Genomic DNA, 14,954 nt, shown 5'->3' on the forward strand with positions numbered 1-14,954 from the left:
CCTAAGCGGTCATTCGACACAGCGTCTTCTCATGACTGATATCGGGCAGGACCCGTCAGTCGCAATGCGTAGGCCGAAGTCTGCGTACGGATCCCGGGTTGCCATTCACCGCCTCGACGTAGACATGCGGCTCAATCCTTGGGTTTGATCCAGTAGTGCCTCGGACTGCGTCCGAAAGTACGTTTGAACGCGCTGCTAAACGCACTATCTGACGCATAGCCGACTCTTGTCGCAATCGTTGCTATCGGGTCGTTGCCGTGCCTGAGAGCGAGGCTTGCCACCGACATGCGCCAGCGAGTCAAATAGTCGAGCGGCGGCATGCCCACCAACGCCTTGAACCGTATCGCAAAGTTGGTGCGTGACATGCCTACGGCCGCGGCCAGTTCCCGAACCGTCCACCCCTTGCCGATGTCGCCGTGCATTAAATGAAGCGCGGCGCCGATCTTCAGATCTCCGAGGGCGCTGAGCCAGCCTGGCACCGGCTGCACTTCATCGATGTACGCGCGGAGAATCTCAACGAGAACGATATTGGCAAGACTTGCCGCCATTGCGCTTCGGCCGGCACGAATGGACTTCGTTTCGATACATTCTTATTACTCGCTCGCGGGCCTCGACATCGAGCGCGAACTGCTTCCCGCAATCGAAGATCAGAAGCTGGGACTGCTCTGCTGGAGCCCGTTGGCAGGCGGATTGCTGTCAGGTAAATTTGATCGCAATGGTGTAGCCGAGGCGCATTCGCGCGGTGCTCTCATTCAGTTCCCACCGGTCGATAGCGAAAAGGCCTTCGATATTATTGACGTACTAACGGATATCGGTGCGCAGCATGGCGTAAGCGCGGCACAGGTGGCACTCGCGTGGATTCTCGCACGCCCTTTCGTTACGAGCGTCATTACTGGCGTCAAGCGGGTCGAGCAACTCACTGACAACCTCGCAGCGCTGGATCTGGTGCTCAGCGAAGACGACAAAAAGCGACTGGACGAAGTGAGTTGGCCCGCGATCTCCTATCCTGGCTGGATCCAAACCTATAACGCGGCCGGGAGGTTTCCGGCGGGACATCCGTTCGGGGGGGCGATCGTGGACCTTAGACCAAACGCCGCTTTAACGGATCGTGCCCGCGGCCACATCAACGAGTATGTATGGCTGCCGTCCTTGCGCTTTCACGACGCGAGCATCCGGGAAACCCACATATCACCCTGCCGCTAGAAGCAAGGCGGTGGATTCGCGTCGTCTAAGCACGCATCGTTCATCGAAAAAGATGAATGTCAGAAGTGGCCATTTGAACGGACCTTCGTAACTTCGGTCTGAACGGGTCGATAGCTGTCCCCCATGTCAGCATCTTTAGTCTGTAGTTGCCAATGTCCGCTGTGCGGCCAACTGTGACCATCGGCGACTGCCAAGGCCGTTGCAACGACCGGTTGAATCCAACCCGAGAATCCGCCATCTGACTGCCGTCTCTGTTTCGGCCTTAGCGGACATGCATCATCTTGCACCGAGTGCATGAAATGTACGGAAAAAACAGTCGTTGCCAAGTCTCGGAGTACTTTTACTACCAATTTGCCAGTGAAGCCCTGTTGGTACTTCGAACTCAAACCGTTCACTCTGCTGTTCTCAAAATGGAAAGAACAGTTTCTCAGACGTGACGCTTGGTGCGCGGCTGCCCTACACCCCGTGAAGCAAGAGGAGTAGACATTACGATTGACGTGCGGGTCTCGCCGTAAAGGTTAATGCGTTCGATGAGCTGTTCTAGATCAGTCATGTTCAAAGCGACCAACCGTATGACATATGAATCCGCGCCCGTTACATGATGGCATTCAAGGACTTCGGCAATGGACTCAAGCAACTTGAGAAATTTGGATTTCGCAGGTTGCGGCACCGTGATTCCGATCATTGCGCTAACGTTATAACCAGCTGCCACAGGATTGATCCGAGCACCGTAGCTCTCTATGACTCCGCCTTCTTCCAGGCGTTTAACCCGCTCGGTCACAGCGGGAACCGATAGATGCACTTGGCGGCCCAGGTCCGTATAGGTCATTCGGCCGTTGCGCTGCAGCAGCGAAAGCAACTTCCAATCCAGATCGTCCATAGCGCCTATTTTTTTAAAGTAGAAAACCGATTTTTACTTAAAAAATAACTTTTAGCTAGATCCGATAGTGCTTAATATGCATCTGCACATCGCCGCTTCTCCTCGGGAAGGAACATGCTTTTAATTAAATCAATGGCATTGGGTTTATGCATTGCTGCGCCGGTCGGACCAATTGGAATGCTGTGTATTCAGCGTTGTTTGAGCAGTGGTTTTCGTTATGGCTTTGCAACTGGGATCGGCGCCGCGTCCGCGGATGCGATCTATGGGTTGTTTGGGGCGCTGGGTGTGGCGGGCATAGCAAACGCGCAGCCCGCGCTAACCATAGGCTTGAAAATCTGCGGCGGCGCATTTCTCTTTTGGCTGGCATGGACCACAGCGCGCGAGACCCCCGTTACGCACAATGGTTACCAAGCGACGACGGGTGCGAACGTATCTCGTTACTTTTTGGCAACGTTTTTCCTGACCCTGTCCAACCCTATAACGATTCTGTCTTTTATCGCTATGTTTGCCGCGCTCGCATCAACCGCGGGCTTTCATGGTGACCGCGAATGGTCAACCGTAATGACAATGGTCAGTGGAGTGTTTGTTGGCTCGGCTGTCTGGTGGCTGTTCTTAACCATTTTAACCAGCACATTACGCAGAGCGATGCCCAGCTCGTGGATACGTAGGCTTTCACTAATGTCGGCCATCGGAATAGCTGCATTTGGAGCTTTCGAGATGGTCACCGGTACATCTAGTTTCATCGAGGTTTTCTGACACGCAATACATCGGTACCACATTCCGCGCCGCTTGGAGCCTGACAGCATTAAAGGGCACTAGCCGACCGAAAATCTGTGAGCGTGTGCAGCGCACGGATCGCGATTTCAGCGACTGTTGCCATCGGTGAAAAAGGTCATTTGCTGGTTTTCGCCCGACAGACTGTTAAGGCCGAACAACAGCCAATGCTTTTCAGGTTCTCCCGTCCTCGGACGTGTCTGCCGGTGGAATGCCCCTACCTTTTGATGCCGATTGTGACAATCAGAATCTAGATTCGCAGCAACGAAGTCCGGCCATTCGCGCAACTTTGTCACTTTTTGCAGTAACTAAGTCACCCTACGGTAATAACAGAAACAACGTTCTTTGCTTCGCATTATTGAAGCGTCTCATGCATCATATGCTGTCCGCAGGACGTCGCGGAATGTATTGGCATGCGAAAGCGACAGCACCAGCAAACGAACATCTGCAATCGCAGTAGCCTGCTGGATGCAGGGCCATGTTTTACTTTCGGGGAGCACACACATGAAGATAAACCCCATCCTTCGTCCCGAAGGCGTTGTTCCAGGCAGCACCGACGATTCAAGCGCATCATCCGAAACAACCTTTCCAGTACACAAGCAGCTTGAGGCGTATAACGCCAGAGACATTGAGGCGTTCATGCAATGGTGGGCCGAGGATTGCGAATATTACGCATTCCCTTCGACCTTGCTTGCCAAGGGGGCTGCGGAGGTACGAGCGCGCCACGTCAGCCGGTTCGATGAGCCGAATTTGTTCGGCAGGTTGATCGCCAGGAGCGTGGTCGATAATGTCGTTGTTGACCATGAGGTGGTAACTCGGACGTTTGCAGAAGGGGAGGGGGAGGTCGACGTGCTCGCGATCTACGAAGTACAGCACGGAAAGATCGTGAAGGCGTGGTTCAAAATGGGCACGCCGAGACTGACTTGTGAAGGTGACTGAAACACCGCGGATACACCACCGCCCCATTCCTCCTGGGCGATGGCCTCCACCTCTTACTTGATACTCACCCCCGAGAACCGCACGCTACCGAGCGGATCGATCATCATGCCGGACACGCGCTTGCTGACCGGCTGGTAGACGATCGAGTGTGCGATCGGCGAGAACGGCAGTTGATCGGCGAAGATCTTCTGCGCCTGCATATACAACTTGGTCCGTTCAGCCTGATCGGTCGTCGAGCGCGCCTTGACGATCAAATCATTGAACGGCTTGTCGCACCAGCGTGAGAAGTTGTTGCCATGGATGGCATCGCATCCCAGCAACGTCCCGAGCCAGTTGTCCGGATCGCCGTTGTCACCGGTCCAGCCGATCAGCATCGCATCCTGCGCGCCGGTATGGCCGCGCTTCATGTATTCGCCCCATTCAAAGGTGACGATATTGGCCTTGACGCCGATCTTGGCCCAATCCGCCTGAATCATCTGCGCCATCAACTGACCGTTCGGGTTGTACGGTCGTTGCACCGGCAGTGCCCACAGCGTGAGTGAGAAGCCATCGGCGAACCCGGCTTTTGCCAATAAGGCCTTCGCCTTGGCCGGATCGTATGGCTGGGCCTTGATGCTCTTGTCGTAGGACCATTCCGTCGGTGGCATGGCCGTCGAGGCTGGTGTGCCCATGCCTTGGTACACTGCCTTCAGGATCGCCGCCTTGTCGATGGCCATGTCCAATGCGCGTCGGACGTTGACATCTTTCAGGTAAGGCTTTTCAACGTTATACGCGAGATACCCTTCGTTGAATCCCGCCTGCGACGGCATGTCGATATTCGATGCCTGCTTCAGCGACGCGATTTCCGCTGGACGCGGATAGCTCATCACCTGGCATTCATCGGCCTTCAACTTCTGCGCGCGGACCGTTGCATCCGTCGTGATCGAAAAGATCAGGTTTTTCAGCTTCACCGCGCCGGGCTGCCAATAGTCGGGATTGCCTTCGTACCGAATGGTCGCGTCCTTCGTATAGCTGCGGAACGCGAACGGGCCGGTGCCTACCGGCCGCTGGTTCAGGTCCGGCGCCTTGTTTTCCTTCAACAGTTGCGCCGCGTACTCGGCCGATTGAATCGACGCGAATGGCATGGCGAGGTTCTGGATGAACGGCGCGTTTACTTCGCTGAGATGAAAGCGAACCGTATAAGGGTCGACCTTTTCGATACTGGTGATCAGCTTGTCCAGACCCATGTCCGTGAAGTATGGGAAGCTGGTGGGATAGGCCTTGCTGAACGGCAGGTTCGGGTCCAGCATCCGCTGGAACGAGAAAACCACGTCATCGGCATTGAAGGTGCGCGTCGGCTTGAACCATGTCGTGGTCTGGAAGGCAACGTCATGACGCAGGTGGAACGTGTAGGTCCGGCCGTCCGGCGAGACCTCCCACGATTCGGCCAGCCCTGGTACGACCTTCGTGCTGCCGGGTGCGAACTCGACCAACTGGTCGAATACCGTATAGGCGCTGGCGTTGAAATCGGTGCCAGTGGTGTACTGCGCCGGATCGAAGCCGGCGGGGCTACCTTCCGAGCAATAGACCAGCGAACCTTTCATCTGCTGCGCGGCGGCGGAGGCGGTATTGGCCACGCCGAATGATAATGCGGCAGCCAGAATCGATGCCGTGGTGACCCCCAGCCAGGTCGGCCGGCGCGGGATACCTTGCCGGCCAGCGTGCGCCTGCGCCAACGACAAATGCTTCCGCATCATGGACGCACCAGACAAATTGGCAGAAACAGTCGAGCCGGCCAGGCGCCGTGCGAGTGACGGCCTGGGCGTCGTTCCAGACGAAAATACGGTCTCCAAATGCATACTCCTTGCTTGCGGCTGTCGCGTGCGTTTGGGTGCCGGGTCGTGCGGCATGGCAAACGCCCCGCACAGGCGCGAATCGTTATTGGGAACTGTAGCGAGCGTAGCTTTCGCCCCCGCCAAAGTAAGCGCGAGCAAAAATCGTGTCAAGCGAGGGGTCTCCCGGCCGCCGGGGCCGGATTGCCTGAACAGGCGTATCATTGCCGGTCTGCCTGTTCGATTGCCCGGCCTGCGGCGTAGGCGCCTATCCCCGTTCCTGCCCGCACCGTGCGATTTGTTCAAGTGACGATATTCTTGCACGACTTCACGCCCGCCCGCAGGTGCGCCACACGCTATGACCCTACACGCTCCTTATCCGATTTATCGCCCACGGCGCCTGCGCCGTACTCCCGCCCTGCGCAAGATGTTCCAGGAAACCGAATGGAACCTGGACGACTTGATTCTGCCGATCTTCGTCGAAGAGGGGGCCACCGAATTCGCGCCGATCAACGCCATGCCCGGCGTGATGCGTATCCCGGAATCCCGTTTAGCCTATGAAATCGAACGGTATGCAAAAGCGGGCATCCGTGGCGTGATGACATTCGGCATTTCGCACCACAAGGACGACGTGGGCAGCGATACGTGGAATGAGGAAGGGCTGGTGGCGCGGATGGCACGCATCTGCAAACAGACCGCGCCCGAACTGATCGTGATGTCGGATACGTGCTTCTGCGAATACACCACGCATGGCCATTGCGGCGTGTTGCACGCGCACGGCGGCGTGGACAATGACGCGACGATCGCGAATATCGGTTTGCAGGCGGTGTCCGCCGCGCGGGCGGGTGCCGATATGATCGCCCCTTCCGCGGCGATGGATGGCCAGGTCAAGGCGATCCGCTCAGCGCTCGACGGTGCCGGTTTCCACGACACCGGCATCATGGCGTATTCGACGAAGTTCGCGTCCGGCCTGTATGGACCGTTCCGCGATGCGGCCGGCACCGAACTGAAGGGGGACCGCAACGCCTACCAGATGAATCCGATGAATCGCCGGGAAGCCGTGCGTGAGTCGCTGCTCGATGCGGCGGAAGGTGCGGATTCGCTGATGGTGAAGCCGGCTGGTGCCTACCTGGATATTATTCGTGACATCCGTGAGGCATCGGACTTGCCGCTGGCAGCCTATCAAGTCAGCGGCGAATACGCGATGATCAAATTCGCCGCGGCGGCCGGCGCAATCGATGAAGCCCGGGTGGTGCGTGAAACACTGGGGGCGATCAAGCGCGCGGGCGCGGACCTGATCCTGACGTATTTCGCGATGGATATTGCCCGCGATGGTGTGTGAGGACGCGCTGGACCCACTGCATGGCGGCACGGCACGGTCCCGGTTCTTGAATAATCCGCAGGTGCGCCGCATGTTGCCCCGTACCATGCACCACCACACAGCCCGACCCGGCGCATGCAAAGTGCTCGCCCTTCCGAAGGGCGACTGGCCGCGGGCCCTGTAGTTGTTCCGGCATCCAGTCCAGTGGCGTGGGCCGGCATTCGACATCGACGCTGCCGTCACAGACCAGCAAATGCGACCGCGCGGGCAATGGCAGCACGATACGCTGATGCAACGCCACCGCAATGCGCTGGTCGTCACCACATTGGGCAACATCCTCGGCGGTGATGTCGTCGCCGATAGCGCCAACCTTCCTGGCGCTATCGATATTCCCACGCGCGATCAACGCCGCTACGGCCGTCCGGAATGCGTGCATCCGCTCCCATGACGGCACGTGCGGCGTATGCTGACGCTGCTCGCGTAGGGACCAAGATAATCCAAACATGATGTCGCACCGGATGAGCGGGAAGCTGGAGCAACTAGCCTATCCGTTATGCCGCTGGTTTTGCGTGAAGGGGTGCGCTTGCTTGTTCGCGAGTTCGCGCATGGCGTCGTCGCCGGTGCGATTTTCGGATTTTGCTTCAGCAGCCGGTACGACGAATGCGCTCGACGGCGAGTCCGAAAGTGGGACGCAGCCGTGTACCTACTACGTTGCCGGAGAAGGCCGCCACCATCCAGAGCCAGCCGTGCAGGCTACCCGAGACGATGCCGCTGAAATACGCACCGATATTGCATCCGTAAGCGAGCCGTGCGCCATAGCCTAATAGCAGGCCACCGATGATGGCCGCCAATAGCGAACGCGGCGGAATACGCCAGACCGGTGCGTACCGTCCTGCCAGCGCCGAGGCGGCAAGCGCGCCGATGATGATGCCGATATCCATGACCGTGGTCACATCTTCACGTAATGGCGCCTGCAACGCGATGGCGTTGGCCGTCGTTTGCCAGAATGGCCAGGCGGCTATATCGATGCCCAATGCCTGAACGGCTTTCGCGCCCCACAGTGCAAAGGCCGAGGTCACGCCCCAAGGGCGGCCCGCCAACGCCATTGTTGCAAAATTCAACAGCACCAACAGGATCGCGCCCGTCCACAATGGCCAGGGACCACGCAGCCAGCGTAGCCCTGGTTGTTCGGCAATGCCATCGTTGCCCGGCAGCAGTCGACCGTGCCGCCGTTTTTCAATCAGGATGGTCGCGGCGACGATGCTGGCAAAGAGAAGCCAGTTCAACCCGAGCGCCGGCACGACACCCAGGGCGTGGACCAATGACACCTTGGGCAGGGCCGGCAGCGCCGACCAGAACGGTAGGTGAGCGGTGCCGACGACGGAGCCGACGACGAACGTGGCAAGCGTGACAATCATCCGTGTGCTGCCGCCTCCCACAGTGTAGAGCGTGCCGGAAGCACAGCCACCGCCCAGTTGCATGCCGATGCCAAACAGAAACGCGCCCACCAGGACCGATGTGCCGGCGGGTGCAACCAGGCCCGTGACGGGGCGGCCGAACAGCGAGCCGGCCGACAGCGCGGGAAAAAACAGCAGCGTGCCGATGGCGAGCATGATCATCTGCGCGCGCAAGCCTGCGCCGCGCCCGTCCGCTATGAACACGCGCCACGCCGATGTAAAGCCGAACGCGGCGTGATACAGCGTGGCGCCCAGCAGGATGCCGACCGCGTACAGTGCGGCCTGACGGGCGCTGACCATCGTATCGAGCCATGCGAGGCCAACGAGGCATAGCACCACGGCGATGATGAAGGGGGGCGGATTCCACATCGGTGCCGGTTTTAGGGGGCGGGGCGAGGTGGGAAGGGATGATGCAGGTTGAGCCATGATTCAGAAACGGTGCGGAAAAACCGGCATTGTCGCTCGATTATGGTTTCAACGTTGACCGGCCCCAAGCAGCGATGCGCCCGTCGCGCGACGAGCCGCGCCGTTTCCTTCGCGTGGCGCGGCATCGAGCCGCGCCAGCACCCGTTCCGGTGTGAAGGGGGGCGCGCGGAAACGTACGCCCGTGGCGTCGAACAGCGCATTGGCAAGGGCGGCAGGACCGGGAACCGATGCCGATTCGCCCGCGCCCAGCGGCGGCTCACCGGGCCGGTCCATCAAAACGACGTCGATCTCGGGCACCTGCTCGAATGTCAATAAGGGATAGCTGCCCCATTCCCGTGCGGCGGCCCGGCCATCGGCAAAGCGTACCTGTTCGAGCAGCGTCCGGCTCAGCGTCTGGATCACGTTGCCCTCCACTTGATGCCGCACCCCCTCCGGATTAATCATCAACCCGGCATCATGACCGACGACCACGCGCGAGATACGGATCTCGCCGGTGTCTGGCGACACATGTAAATCGACGTGCCAGGCCGCCCACGCCGCGCCGAAGCCCGGGAAGCGGCTATGGACGTAACGCGCGTAGGAAAGCCCGCGCCCATGCAGCCAGCGCACGGGCCGGGTCGAAGCTGAAGCCGATGTGGACGACGGGACCGATGTATCGCCACGATCTCGCGCCGCCATTTCCTGACCACCGGGACGCCAGCCAGCCTGCCATCCCGCGCGGGTTGCCACCGCACGCAACACATCCTGGGCGCGCGAATCCTGGTGGAGATGCCGCAGGCGGAAAGCAAGCGGATCCACCCCCGCATGCCATGCCAGTTCGTCGATCATTGCGTCGTGCGCAAACGCGTTGGGCAGCGCCGAGACGCCGCGCAACCAGGCCGAGCGCACCAGCGGCGCCAGATCCTCGCAGATGAAACGACGGTGTGGGCTCACATAGGGAGAGACGAGCGTACGATCTCCCATCTCGAATACCCGGGGGGTGGCGGCCACCACGCCGGTCAGCAGGGCCGGCAGCAATGGCGCGTCGTTCGATGGGTAGCGCGTGGTCAGACCGTAGGCCAGCAAGGTGCCGTCGGCGGCAACACTGCCGCGCGCCTGCATCGTTTGCGCGGCACCTTTGGGTTCCCAGAGATGCTCGTCGGCACGGGACCATTGGACGCGCACCGGCGCGTCGACCGCCCGCGACAGGAGCAGCGCATCGCCGGTGACGTCGTCGGCGCCGTTGCGTCCATAGCAACCTGACGCTTCCATTCGAATGACCTCGATGTCGGCCTCGGTCGCGCCGATCAATTGCGCGAGATCATGCCGCAAGGTCTGCGGATTCTGCGTCCCGGACCAGACTGTCGACCGGCCATCCGCGCGGTAGTGCGCCAGCGCGCACGATGGCCCGATGGACGCATGCAACTGAAACGGCCAACTGTACAGCCGATGCAGCGTGACGCCTCCCCGGGCGACGTTATCCGCTTCGGCGCGGTCGATATCGCCTTCGTCGAGCAGCAGTCGATGCCTTGCCGGGGCCGCGAGGATGGCGCGGGCAGCGCCTTCGGTGTCCTCCAATGCGTCGCCGCCGATGGCGTCATCGTGCGGCGCCTGCATCGGTTGCCATTCGACCCGAAGGTGCCGCGCCGCCAGGATCGCCTGCTCCTCGCGCTCGGCAACCACGCCGACGAAATCGCCGAGGACGACCACGGCGCGCAGTCCCGGCAAACCAGCAAGCGAGGCGTCGTCGACGTGCAACAGCGATGTCCCCACGAAGGCGCCACAATCGTGCCCTGAATAAGGCGGCCTGATCACGCGTCCGTGCAACATGCCGGGCACCCGCATGTCGTGGACGAACGTCAGTGCCCCACGCGCTTTTGCCGGCAAGTCGAGGCGTGGCTGTGCGGTCCCGACCACGCGGTAGTCGGCAACCGGCTTCAACGCCACCGTGTCGTCGAGGCGCAGCGTCAGATGCAGTCGCTGCCTTGCCAGCAACGTGCCATAGCCAACCACACGGCCATCGGGCGCAATCACCTGGCCGGCATCGGTACACCAGCCGTCGGGGCGGGTCGCGGGTTGCGTGACGGGGGGCGGCGGGTAGCCGAAATGCGCATGGGCCAGTGCGAGCAATGCGGCGCGGGCCTGTGCCGCGGCCATCCGTAGTGGCACCGCGCTGATCTGAATGGATGCGCTGGCGATCGTCGGTCCCTGGTTCGGCGTCTGATCGGCATCGCCGAGCACCATCGTCACCGCCGTCGTGCAGACGTCCAATTCTTCGGCGACGATCTGTGCAAGCGCGGTACGAATACCCGTGCCCAGGTCGACATGGCCGTTGAAGGCGTGGATCGATGCCTGCGCCTCGCCGGGCGTGGTTGTCACGGCGATAAAGAGTTCCGGCTCGTTCGGTACGAACTGCGAGCCACTGCCAGGCTGGCCGGGTGCGGGCCTTGCCGGTACCGCGGGCGCTCTGACGATGCACAGGGCACCCATGCGCGAGAGCAGGGCGGTCCTGGATGGTGGTGGAGACGCTGCGCCGATCCCATCTGCAGGCAGTGCGCTGTCGGGCTTACCATGTAAAGGCGTGGTCTGGCATGAAGCGCGCTTTGGCGACGCATGGGTGTCGGATGCGGACGAGGAAACGCGGGGCAATGCGGTCATCAGGGCCGTCCTCGGTTCGGATGCGCGAGAACGGCTATCATGGCAAAAAATTATTCCGGCCGCCCGCGCCGGCTTCATGGCTTTGCAACGGACGATTCGCATGTACGACGTTTTCCAGACCGAGCGCCTGATCGCGCTTTGGCTGACCGAGGATATCGGTCATGGTGACCTCACCGCGCAGTTGATGATCGAGCCCGACGAGACCGGTAGTTTCGTCATGAACGCGCGTGAGCCGCTCATCGTGGCGGGGATCGATATTGCCGCGCGCGTGTTCCGTAGTTATGACCCGGCGTTGACGTTGGCGGTGCGTGTGCGGGATGGCGAGAAGGTCCCCGCCGGCGCCGTGCTGATGACCGTCTCCGGCAACGCGCGCAGCGTGCTGACCGTCGAACGCACCGCGCTGAATGTGATTCAGCATTTGTCCGGGATCGCCAACACCACCGCCCAATATGTCGCGGCGTTGGCGGGCACGAACGCGCGTCTGATCGATACGCGCAAGACCACGCCGGGCTTGCGGATGTTGGAAAAGCACGCGGTGGTGTGTGGTGGCGGCCTGAATCATCGGCTGGGGCTCGATAACGGCGTCATGATCAAGGATAACCATATTGCTGTTTGCGGCAGCATTGCCGAAGCAGTCCGCCGGGCGCGACGCCAACTGCCGGTGCTGACGAAACTCGAAGTCGAATGCGACCGGCTGGAACAGGTGCGCGAGGCGCTGGCATCGGAGGTCGACTTGATCATGCTCGACAACATGTCGCTCGACGACATGCGCGCGGCTGTTGCATTGGTCGACGGGCGCACGAAGCTCGAGGCGTCGGGCGGCATCAACCTGACGACGATAGGTGACGTTGCCCGGACCGGTGTCGACTACATTTCCACGAGCAAACTCACCCAGGCCGCGTCGAGCGTCGATATCGGCCTGGATGAGGCCTGAACGCAGCGGGAGGCGATGATGACGGATCACCACATCCCGGGCGAATCGCGCGGGGGAGAGCATGCCGATTTACCCATCGACGCCGGACGTCCGGTGCGCTATGGTTGGGGCGGGGCAGGACGCCGCAAGGGTGACAGGGGCGTGGAGGCTGCCGCGGTGCCGGGACAGGATGTGCCGCCCGCCGCCGATGCTAATCTCGCAGGCAACGCCGTTGCGCCGCTGCGCTCACTGCGGGATGCGGGGCAGGCACTCCGCGACGGCGACGTTCTGGCGTATCCCACCGAGGGCGTTTTCGGCCTGGGCGCCGACCCGTTCAATGCCGCCGCGGTGGCGCGGATATTTACGCTTAAACAGCGACCACCCACGGTTGGGGTGCTGTTGATCGCATCGCGGATCGAGCAGGTGCTGCCGTTGATCGACCTGTCCGCGCTAGACGCGGCAACACGCGCGCGCGTCTGGGCGGAGGTAAATGATACGTGGCCGGGTCCGATGACGTGGGTCTTTCCGCGCGCGAGTGTGATTCCAGAGTGGGTGACAGGCGGGCACGCCGGCATTGCGCTGCGGGTAACCGCACATCCCCCGGCCGCTGCTTTATGCGATGCCTTTGGTGGTGCATTGGTCTCCACGAGCGCCAACCTCCACGGGCAGCCGCCGGCCCGGGACACGGCCACGCTGCTGGACTATTTCGGTACGCGTTTGGACGGTTTCGTCGACGCCCCCCTCGGGACGCAGGAAGGTGCCACGCCGATTCGCGACGCGCTGACCGGCGCTTGGCTGCGGCAATGATTCAGGGATTGGGACGATGGCGGTAGCGGCGGGCGACATTCCCCGTTTCACCCTCGCCATCGGGCGCCGTGTCTGCTCAGGTCCCCCAGCTAGGAAACGGGGACGGAGGCGACACGGGAGAGGCGGGCATCAAGACCATCCGCTCGCCAAGGATGGTCAGCGTGGGGGAGCCCTTCAAAATCGATAACGTATCTCGCGCCAGCCCGATCACCGTTTCCTCGCGCGCATCGTGATGCAGCACGCATTCGATAACGTACTAAATGCAATAGGCTCAGACAAAAAAGTTACAGCATCCCCTGGCGGCGAGATTTCGCTCGTCGCACATTTAAAAGAGCGCGTCCTGCAACATTCCTAGCGGTCTTCCGCTCTGTAACGGGCTCGCCCAGCTCACCATAGTAGAAACAAGATTCGAGATGCCCGCACCTCGATCTTCACGTTACTTAAAACAGCATAAGGGCCCAGCGGAAGGTCCAATCATTATCTACGAGGTCACTTGCTGCTGTGCCTCAACGGCCCTGCAGAGAGGGATCGATCCGCTGGGTAAGCTTTGTTCAAAGAACCGCTGATACGGACGGTTCGTTTTAATCATTCCGTGTGCGACTCGCGCCATCTTCGCGCAAACAGCAGTGAGGGCTTTGCGCTTTAAGTCGGCGTTGCCAGGATCGGACTTGATATATCGATCGTATTTATCTTTAAATGAATTCTCACGTAGGCGAACTGCGACAGTGCCTGCCATCCAAAATGCCAAGCGCAGTCTCGCGTTTCCACGTTTGGACAACTGCTCACGACCTCGTGCCGTTCCAGACTGATGCTTGGCCAGATCAAGGCCACAATATTTCAGGAATTGCCGATAATGGCGGAATCGGCGCAAATCACCCGCTTCCGCGAGAATGGTAAGTGCGATGATCGGACCAATACCTGGCAACGTTCGCAAACGTTCGTAGTCGGCATTGTTCAATAATGCCGCTTCGGCACGCTCCTCCAAACTCGTACGCGCTTCGTTGAAGTGCTGAAGTTGCCGAAGTGACAGTCGAAATGTTTCTACGGCTAGGCTGTCTGGGTGATGCGGCAGCGCAGCTGACTGTTGTGACATGTCCCAGATTTCACCTAGTTTTTGGGTCTTCTCGACCTTGCGACCGACAAGGTCCCACGCCGCTTTTACAAACTCTTCTCGCGTCAGCCGTTGCACATGAGCCGGCGTCGGAAATTCCAGCATGAATCGTATCCACCACTCACTGCGGCTGCTGCTCCAGTACTTGTACATCTCCGGAAAGTACAGAGGGACGTGGTGATTGATGATTGAATGCTGAACGCGTGTTCGCAACCTCGATATCTGGAAGTAAGTCTTGGACAGCTCTTGCAGATCATGGTTGCCAGCGATCATCGGGTCAACGTATTGCTGCACGATGCCGTGTTTCAGCATATCCAGAATCACTGAGGCGTCTTTGGGATCATTTTTATCCCATGAGTTGAATTTGGCCTCGCGGTAGCGAGCCTGTGCGACCGAAGACACACTGACAAGATCGACACCGGCCATCAAAAGTCGATGAGCTATTGGGCGGTGGTAATCGCCGGTCGGCTCCAGTGCACCTTTACACCGACCTCCAAGGCTTTGAATGAATTGGATAAGCCGGTCAAAATCCTGAGCGGAGTTTGCCATCTTGAAGCGATGCTTCATACCGGTCGCGGTTTCGATCAACACAGCGTTCCATTGCTTTGCAACATCGATTGCAAGGAAATGCACGTCAGTCGTAGTATTGGAAGTGTCAGCCATCACGGTGTCCTC

At 60.1% G+C, this 14,954-nt stretch carries 14 protein-coding genes; 6 read left to right on the top strand and 8 right to left on the bottom strand.

From position 1 onward, the window contains the following. Positions 1 to 131: 131 nt before the first annotated feature. Entirely contained in the window at positions 132 to 548 is a 417-nt protein-coding gene (locus SJQ66_RS17280) for a helix-turn-helix transcriptional regulator (RefSeq protein ID WP_052738117.1), read from the bottom strand. Here SJQ66_RS17280 and SJQ66_RS17285 point away from each other — a divergent pair. After that, positions 529 to 1,203 (top strand): aldo/keto reductase, encoded by a 675-nt coding sequence (locus SJQ66_RS17285; protein ID WP_253463231.1) that lies wholly within the window; start codon positions 529 to 531, stop codon positions 1,201 to 1,203. The two genes, SJQ66_RS17280 and SJQ66_RS17285, sit on opposite strands and share 20 nt — an antisense overlap. Positions 1,204 to 1,630: 427 nt before the next feature. Here the strand turns inward: SJQ66_RS17285 and SJQ66_RS17290 are convergent, their stop codons facing one another. Next, on the bottom strand, positions 1,631 to 2,083 hold the full coding sequence (locus SJQ66_RS17290) for an Lrp/AsnC family transcriptional regulator (protein WP_024905804.1): 453 nt from the start codon (positions 2,081 to 2,083) through the stop codon (positions 1,631 to 1,633). 114 nt (positions 2,084 to 2,197) lie between these two features. Here SJQ66_RS17290 and SJQ66_RS17295 point away from each other — a divergent pair, with 114 nt between their 5' ends. Then, positions 2,198 to 2,839 carry a LysE family translocator gene (locus tag SJQ66_RS17295; protein ID WP_320535094.1) on the top strand — a complete coding sequence of 214 codons (642 nt, stop codon included), beginning with the start codon at positions 2,198 to 2,200 and terminating at the stop codon, positions 2,837 to 2,839. Positions 2,840 to 3,361: 522 nt separating this feature from the next. Next, positions 3,362 to 3,796 (top strand): nuclear transport factor 2 family protein, encoded by a 435-nt coding sequence (locus SJQ66_RS17300; RefSeq protein WP_024905806.1) that lies wholly within the window; start codon positions 3,362 to 3,364, stop codon positions 3,794 to 3,796. A 53-nt stretch (positions 3,797 to 3,849) separates the two neighbouring features. On the opposite strand, the gene SJQ66_RS17305 is transcribed toward SJQ66_RS17300, so the two are convergent. Further along, complete coding sequence (locus SJQ66_RS17305; protein ID WP_236693335.1) at positions 3,850 to 5,532, bottom strand: ABC transporter substrate-binding protein; 1,683 nt, start codon at positions 5,530 to 5,532, stop codon at positions 3,850 to 3,852. A 433-nt stretch (positions 5,533 to 5,965) separates the two neighbouring features. On the opposite strand from SJQ66_RS17305, the gene hemB reads away from it, so the two are divergent. After that, complete coding sequence (hemB, locus tag SJQ66_RS17310) at positions 5,966 to 6,949, top strand: porphobilinogen synthase (RefSeq protein WP_024905808.1); 984 nt, start codon at positions 5,966 to 5,968, stop codon at positions 6,947 to 6,949. Here hemB and SJQ66_RS17315 read toward each other — a convergent pair. The 3 genes from SJQ66_RS17315 to SJQ66_RS17325 all read right to left on the bottom strand — a co-directional run bounded on the left by SJQ66_RS17315 (position 6,882) and on the right by SJQ66_RS17325 (position 11,280). After that, a complete protein-coding gene (locus SJQ66_RS17315) occupies positions 6,882 to 7,433 on the bottom strand; it encodes a hypothetical protein (protein ID WP_157685663.1) in 552 nt (183 codons plus the stop codon). The genes hemB and SJQ66_RS17315 overlap by 68 nt on opposite strands. Positions 7,434 to 7,569: 136 nt before the next feature. Next, positions 7,570 to 8,754: a YeeE/YedE family protein gene (locus SJQ66_RS17320; RefSeq protein WP_320535095.1), complete on the bottom strand. Its 1,185-nt coding sequence runs from the start codon at positions 8,752 to 8,754 to the stop codon at positions 7,570 to 7,572. A gap of 105 nt (positions 8,755 to 8,859) precedes the next feature. Next, on the bottom strand, positions 8,860 to 11,280 hold the full coding sequence (locus SJQ66_RS17325; protein ID WP_320535096.1) for a xanthine dehydrogenase family protein molybdopterin-binding subunit: 2,421 nt from the start codon (positions 11,278 to 11,280) through the stop codon (positions 8,860 to 8,862). A gap of 352 nt (positions 11,281 to 11,632) precedes the next feature. Here SJQ66_RS17325 and nadC point away from each other — a divergent pair, with 352 nt between their 5' ends. Together nadC and SJQ66_RS17335 are read left to right on the top strand one after the other, a co-directional pair. Next, positions 11,633 to 12,382 (top strand): carboxylating nicotinate-nucleotide diphosphorylase, encoded by a 750-nt coding sequence (gene nadC, locus SJQ66_RS17330; protein WP_244141666.1) that lies wholly within the window; start codon positions 11,633 to 11,635, stop codon positions 12,380 to 12,382. 15 nt (positions 12,383 to 12,397) lie between these two features. Next, a complete protein-coding gene (locus SJQ66_RS17335) occupies positions 12,398 to 13,168 on the top strand; it encodes an L-threonylcarbamoyladenylate synthase type 1 TsaC (protein ID WP_024905812.1) in 771 nt (256 codons plus the stop codon). A gap of 76 nt (positions 13,169 to 13,244) precedes the next feature. Here SJQ66_RS17335 and SJQ66_RS17340 read toward each other — a convergent pair whose 3' ends face one another. Beyond that, positions 13,245 to 13,409: a hypothetical protein gene (locus tag SJQ66_RS17340; protein ID WP_320535097.1), complete on the bottom strand. Its 165-nt coding sequence runs from the start codon at positions 13,407 to 13,409 to the stop codon at positions 13,245 to 13,247. Positions 13,410 to 13,649: 240 nt separating this feature from the next. Continuing rightward, complete coding sequence (locus SJQ66_RS17345) at positions 13,650 to 14,942, bottom strand: IS110 family RNA-guided transposase (RefSeq protein WP_046154612.1); 1,293 nt, start codon at positions 14,940 to 14,942, stop codon at positions 13,650 to 13,652. Positions 14,943 to 14,954: the final 12 nt, after the last annotated feature.

It is taken from the genome of Robbsia andropogonis (assembly GCF_034047095.1).
Taxonomy (GTDB): Bacteria; Pseudomonadota; Gammaproteobacteria; order Burkholderiales; family Burkholderiaceae; genus Robbsia; species Robbsia andropogonis.

Coding starts and splice junctions, on each gene's coding strand:
- SJQ66_RS17280 (WP_052738117.1), bottom strand. CDS start 548: ATGGCGGCAAGTCTTGCCAATATCGTTCTCGTTGAGATTCTCCGCGCG.
- SJQ66_RS17290 (WP_024905804.1), bottom strand. CDS start 2,083: ATGGACGATCTGGATTGGAAGTTGCTTTCGCTGCTGCAGCGCAACGGC.
- SJQ66_RS17295 (WP_320535094.1), top strand. CDS start 2,198: ATGCTTTTAATTAAATCAATGGCATTGGGTTTATGCATTGCTGCGCCG.
- SJQ66_RS17300 (WP_024905806.1), top strand. CDS start 3,362: ATGAAGATAAACCCCATCCTTCGTCCCGAAGGCGTTGTTCCAGGCAGC.
- SJQ66_RS17305 (WP_236693335.1), bottom strand. CDS start 5,532: ATGATGCGGAAGCATTTGTCGTTGGCGCAGGCGCACGCTGGCCGGCAA.
- hemB (WP_024905808.1), top strand. CDS start 5,966: ATGACCCTACACGCTCCTTATCCGATTTATCGCCCACGGCGCCTGCGC.
- SJQ66_RS17315 (WP_157685663.1), bottom strand. CDS start 7,433: ATGTTTGGATTATCTTGGTCCCTACGCGAGCAGCGTCAGCATACGCCG.
- SJQ66_RS17320 (WP_320535095.1), bottom strand. CDS start 8,754: ATGTGGAATCCGCCCCCCTTCATCATCGCCGTGGTGCTATGCCTCGTT.
- SJQ66_RS17325 (WP_320535096.1), bottom strand. CDS start 11,280: ATGGGTGCCCTGTGCATCGTCAGAGCGCCCGCGGTACCGGCAAGGCCC.
- nadC (WP_244141666.1), top strand. CDS start 11,633: ATGATCGAGCCCGACGAGACCGGTAGTTTCGTCATGAACGCGCGTGAG.
- SJQ66_RS17335 (WP_024905812.1), top strand. CDS start 12,398: ATGATGACGGATCACCACATCCCGGGCGAATCGCGCGGGGGAGAGCAT.
- SJQ66_RS17345 (WP_046154612.1), bottom strand. CDS start 14,942: ATGGCTGACACTTCCAATACTACGACTGACGTGCATTTCCTTGCAATC.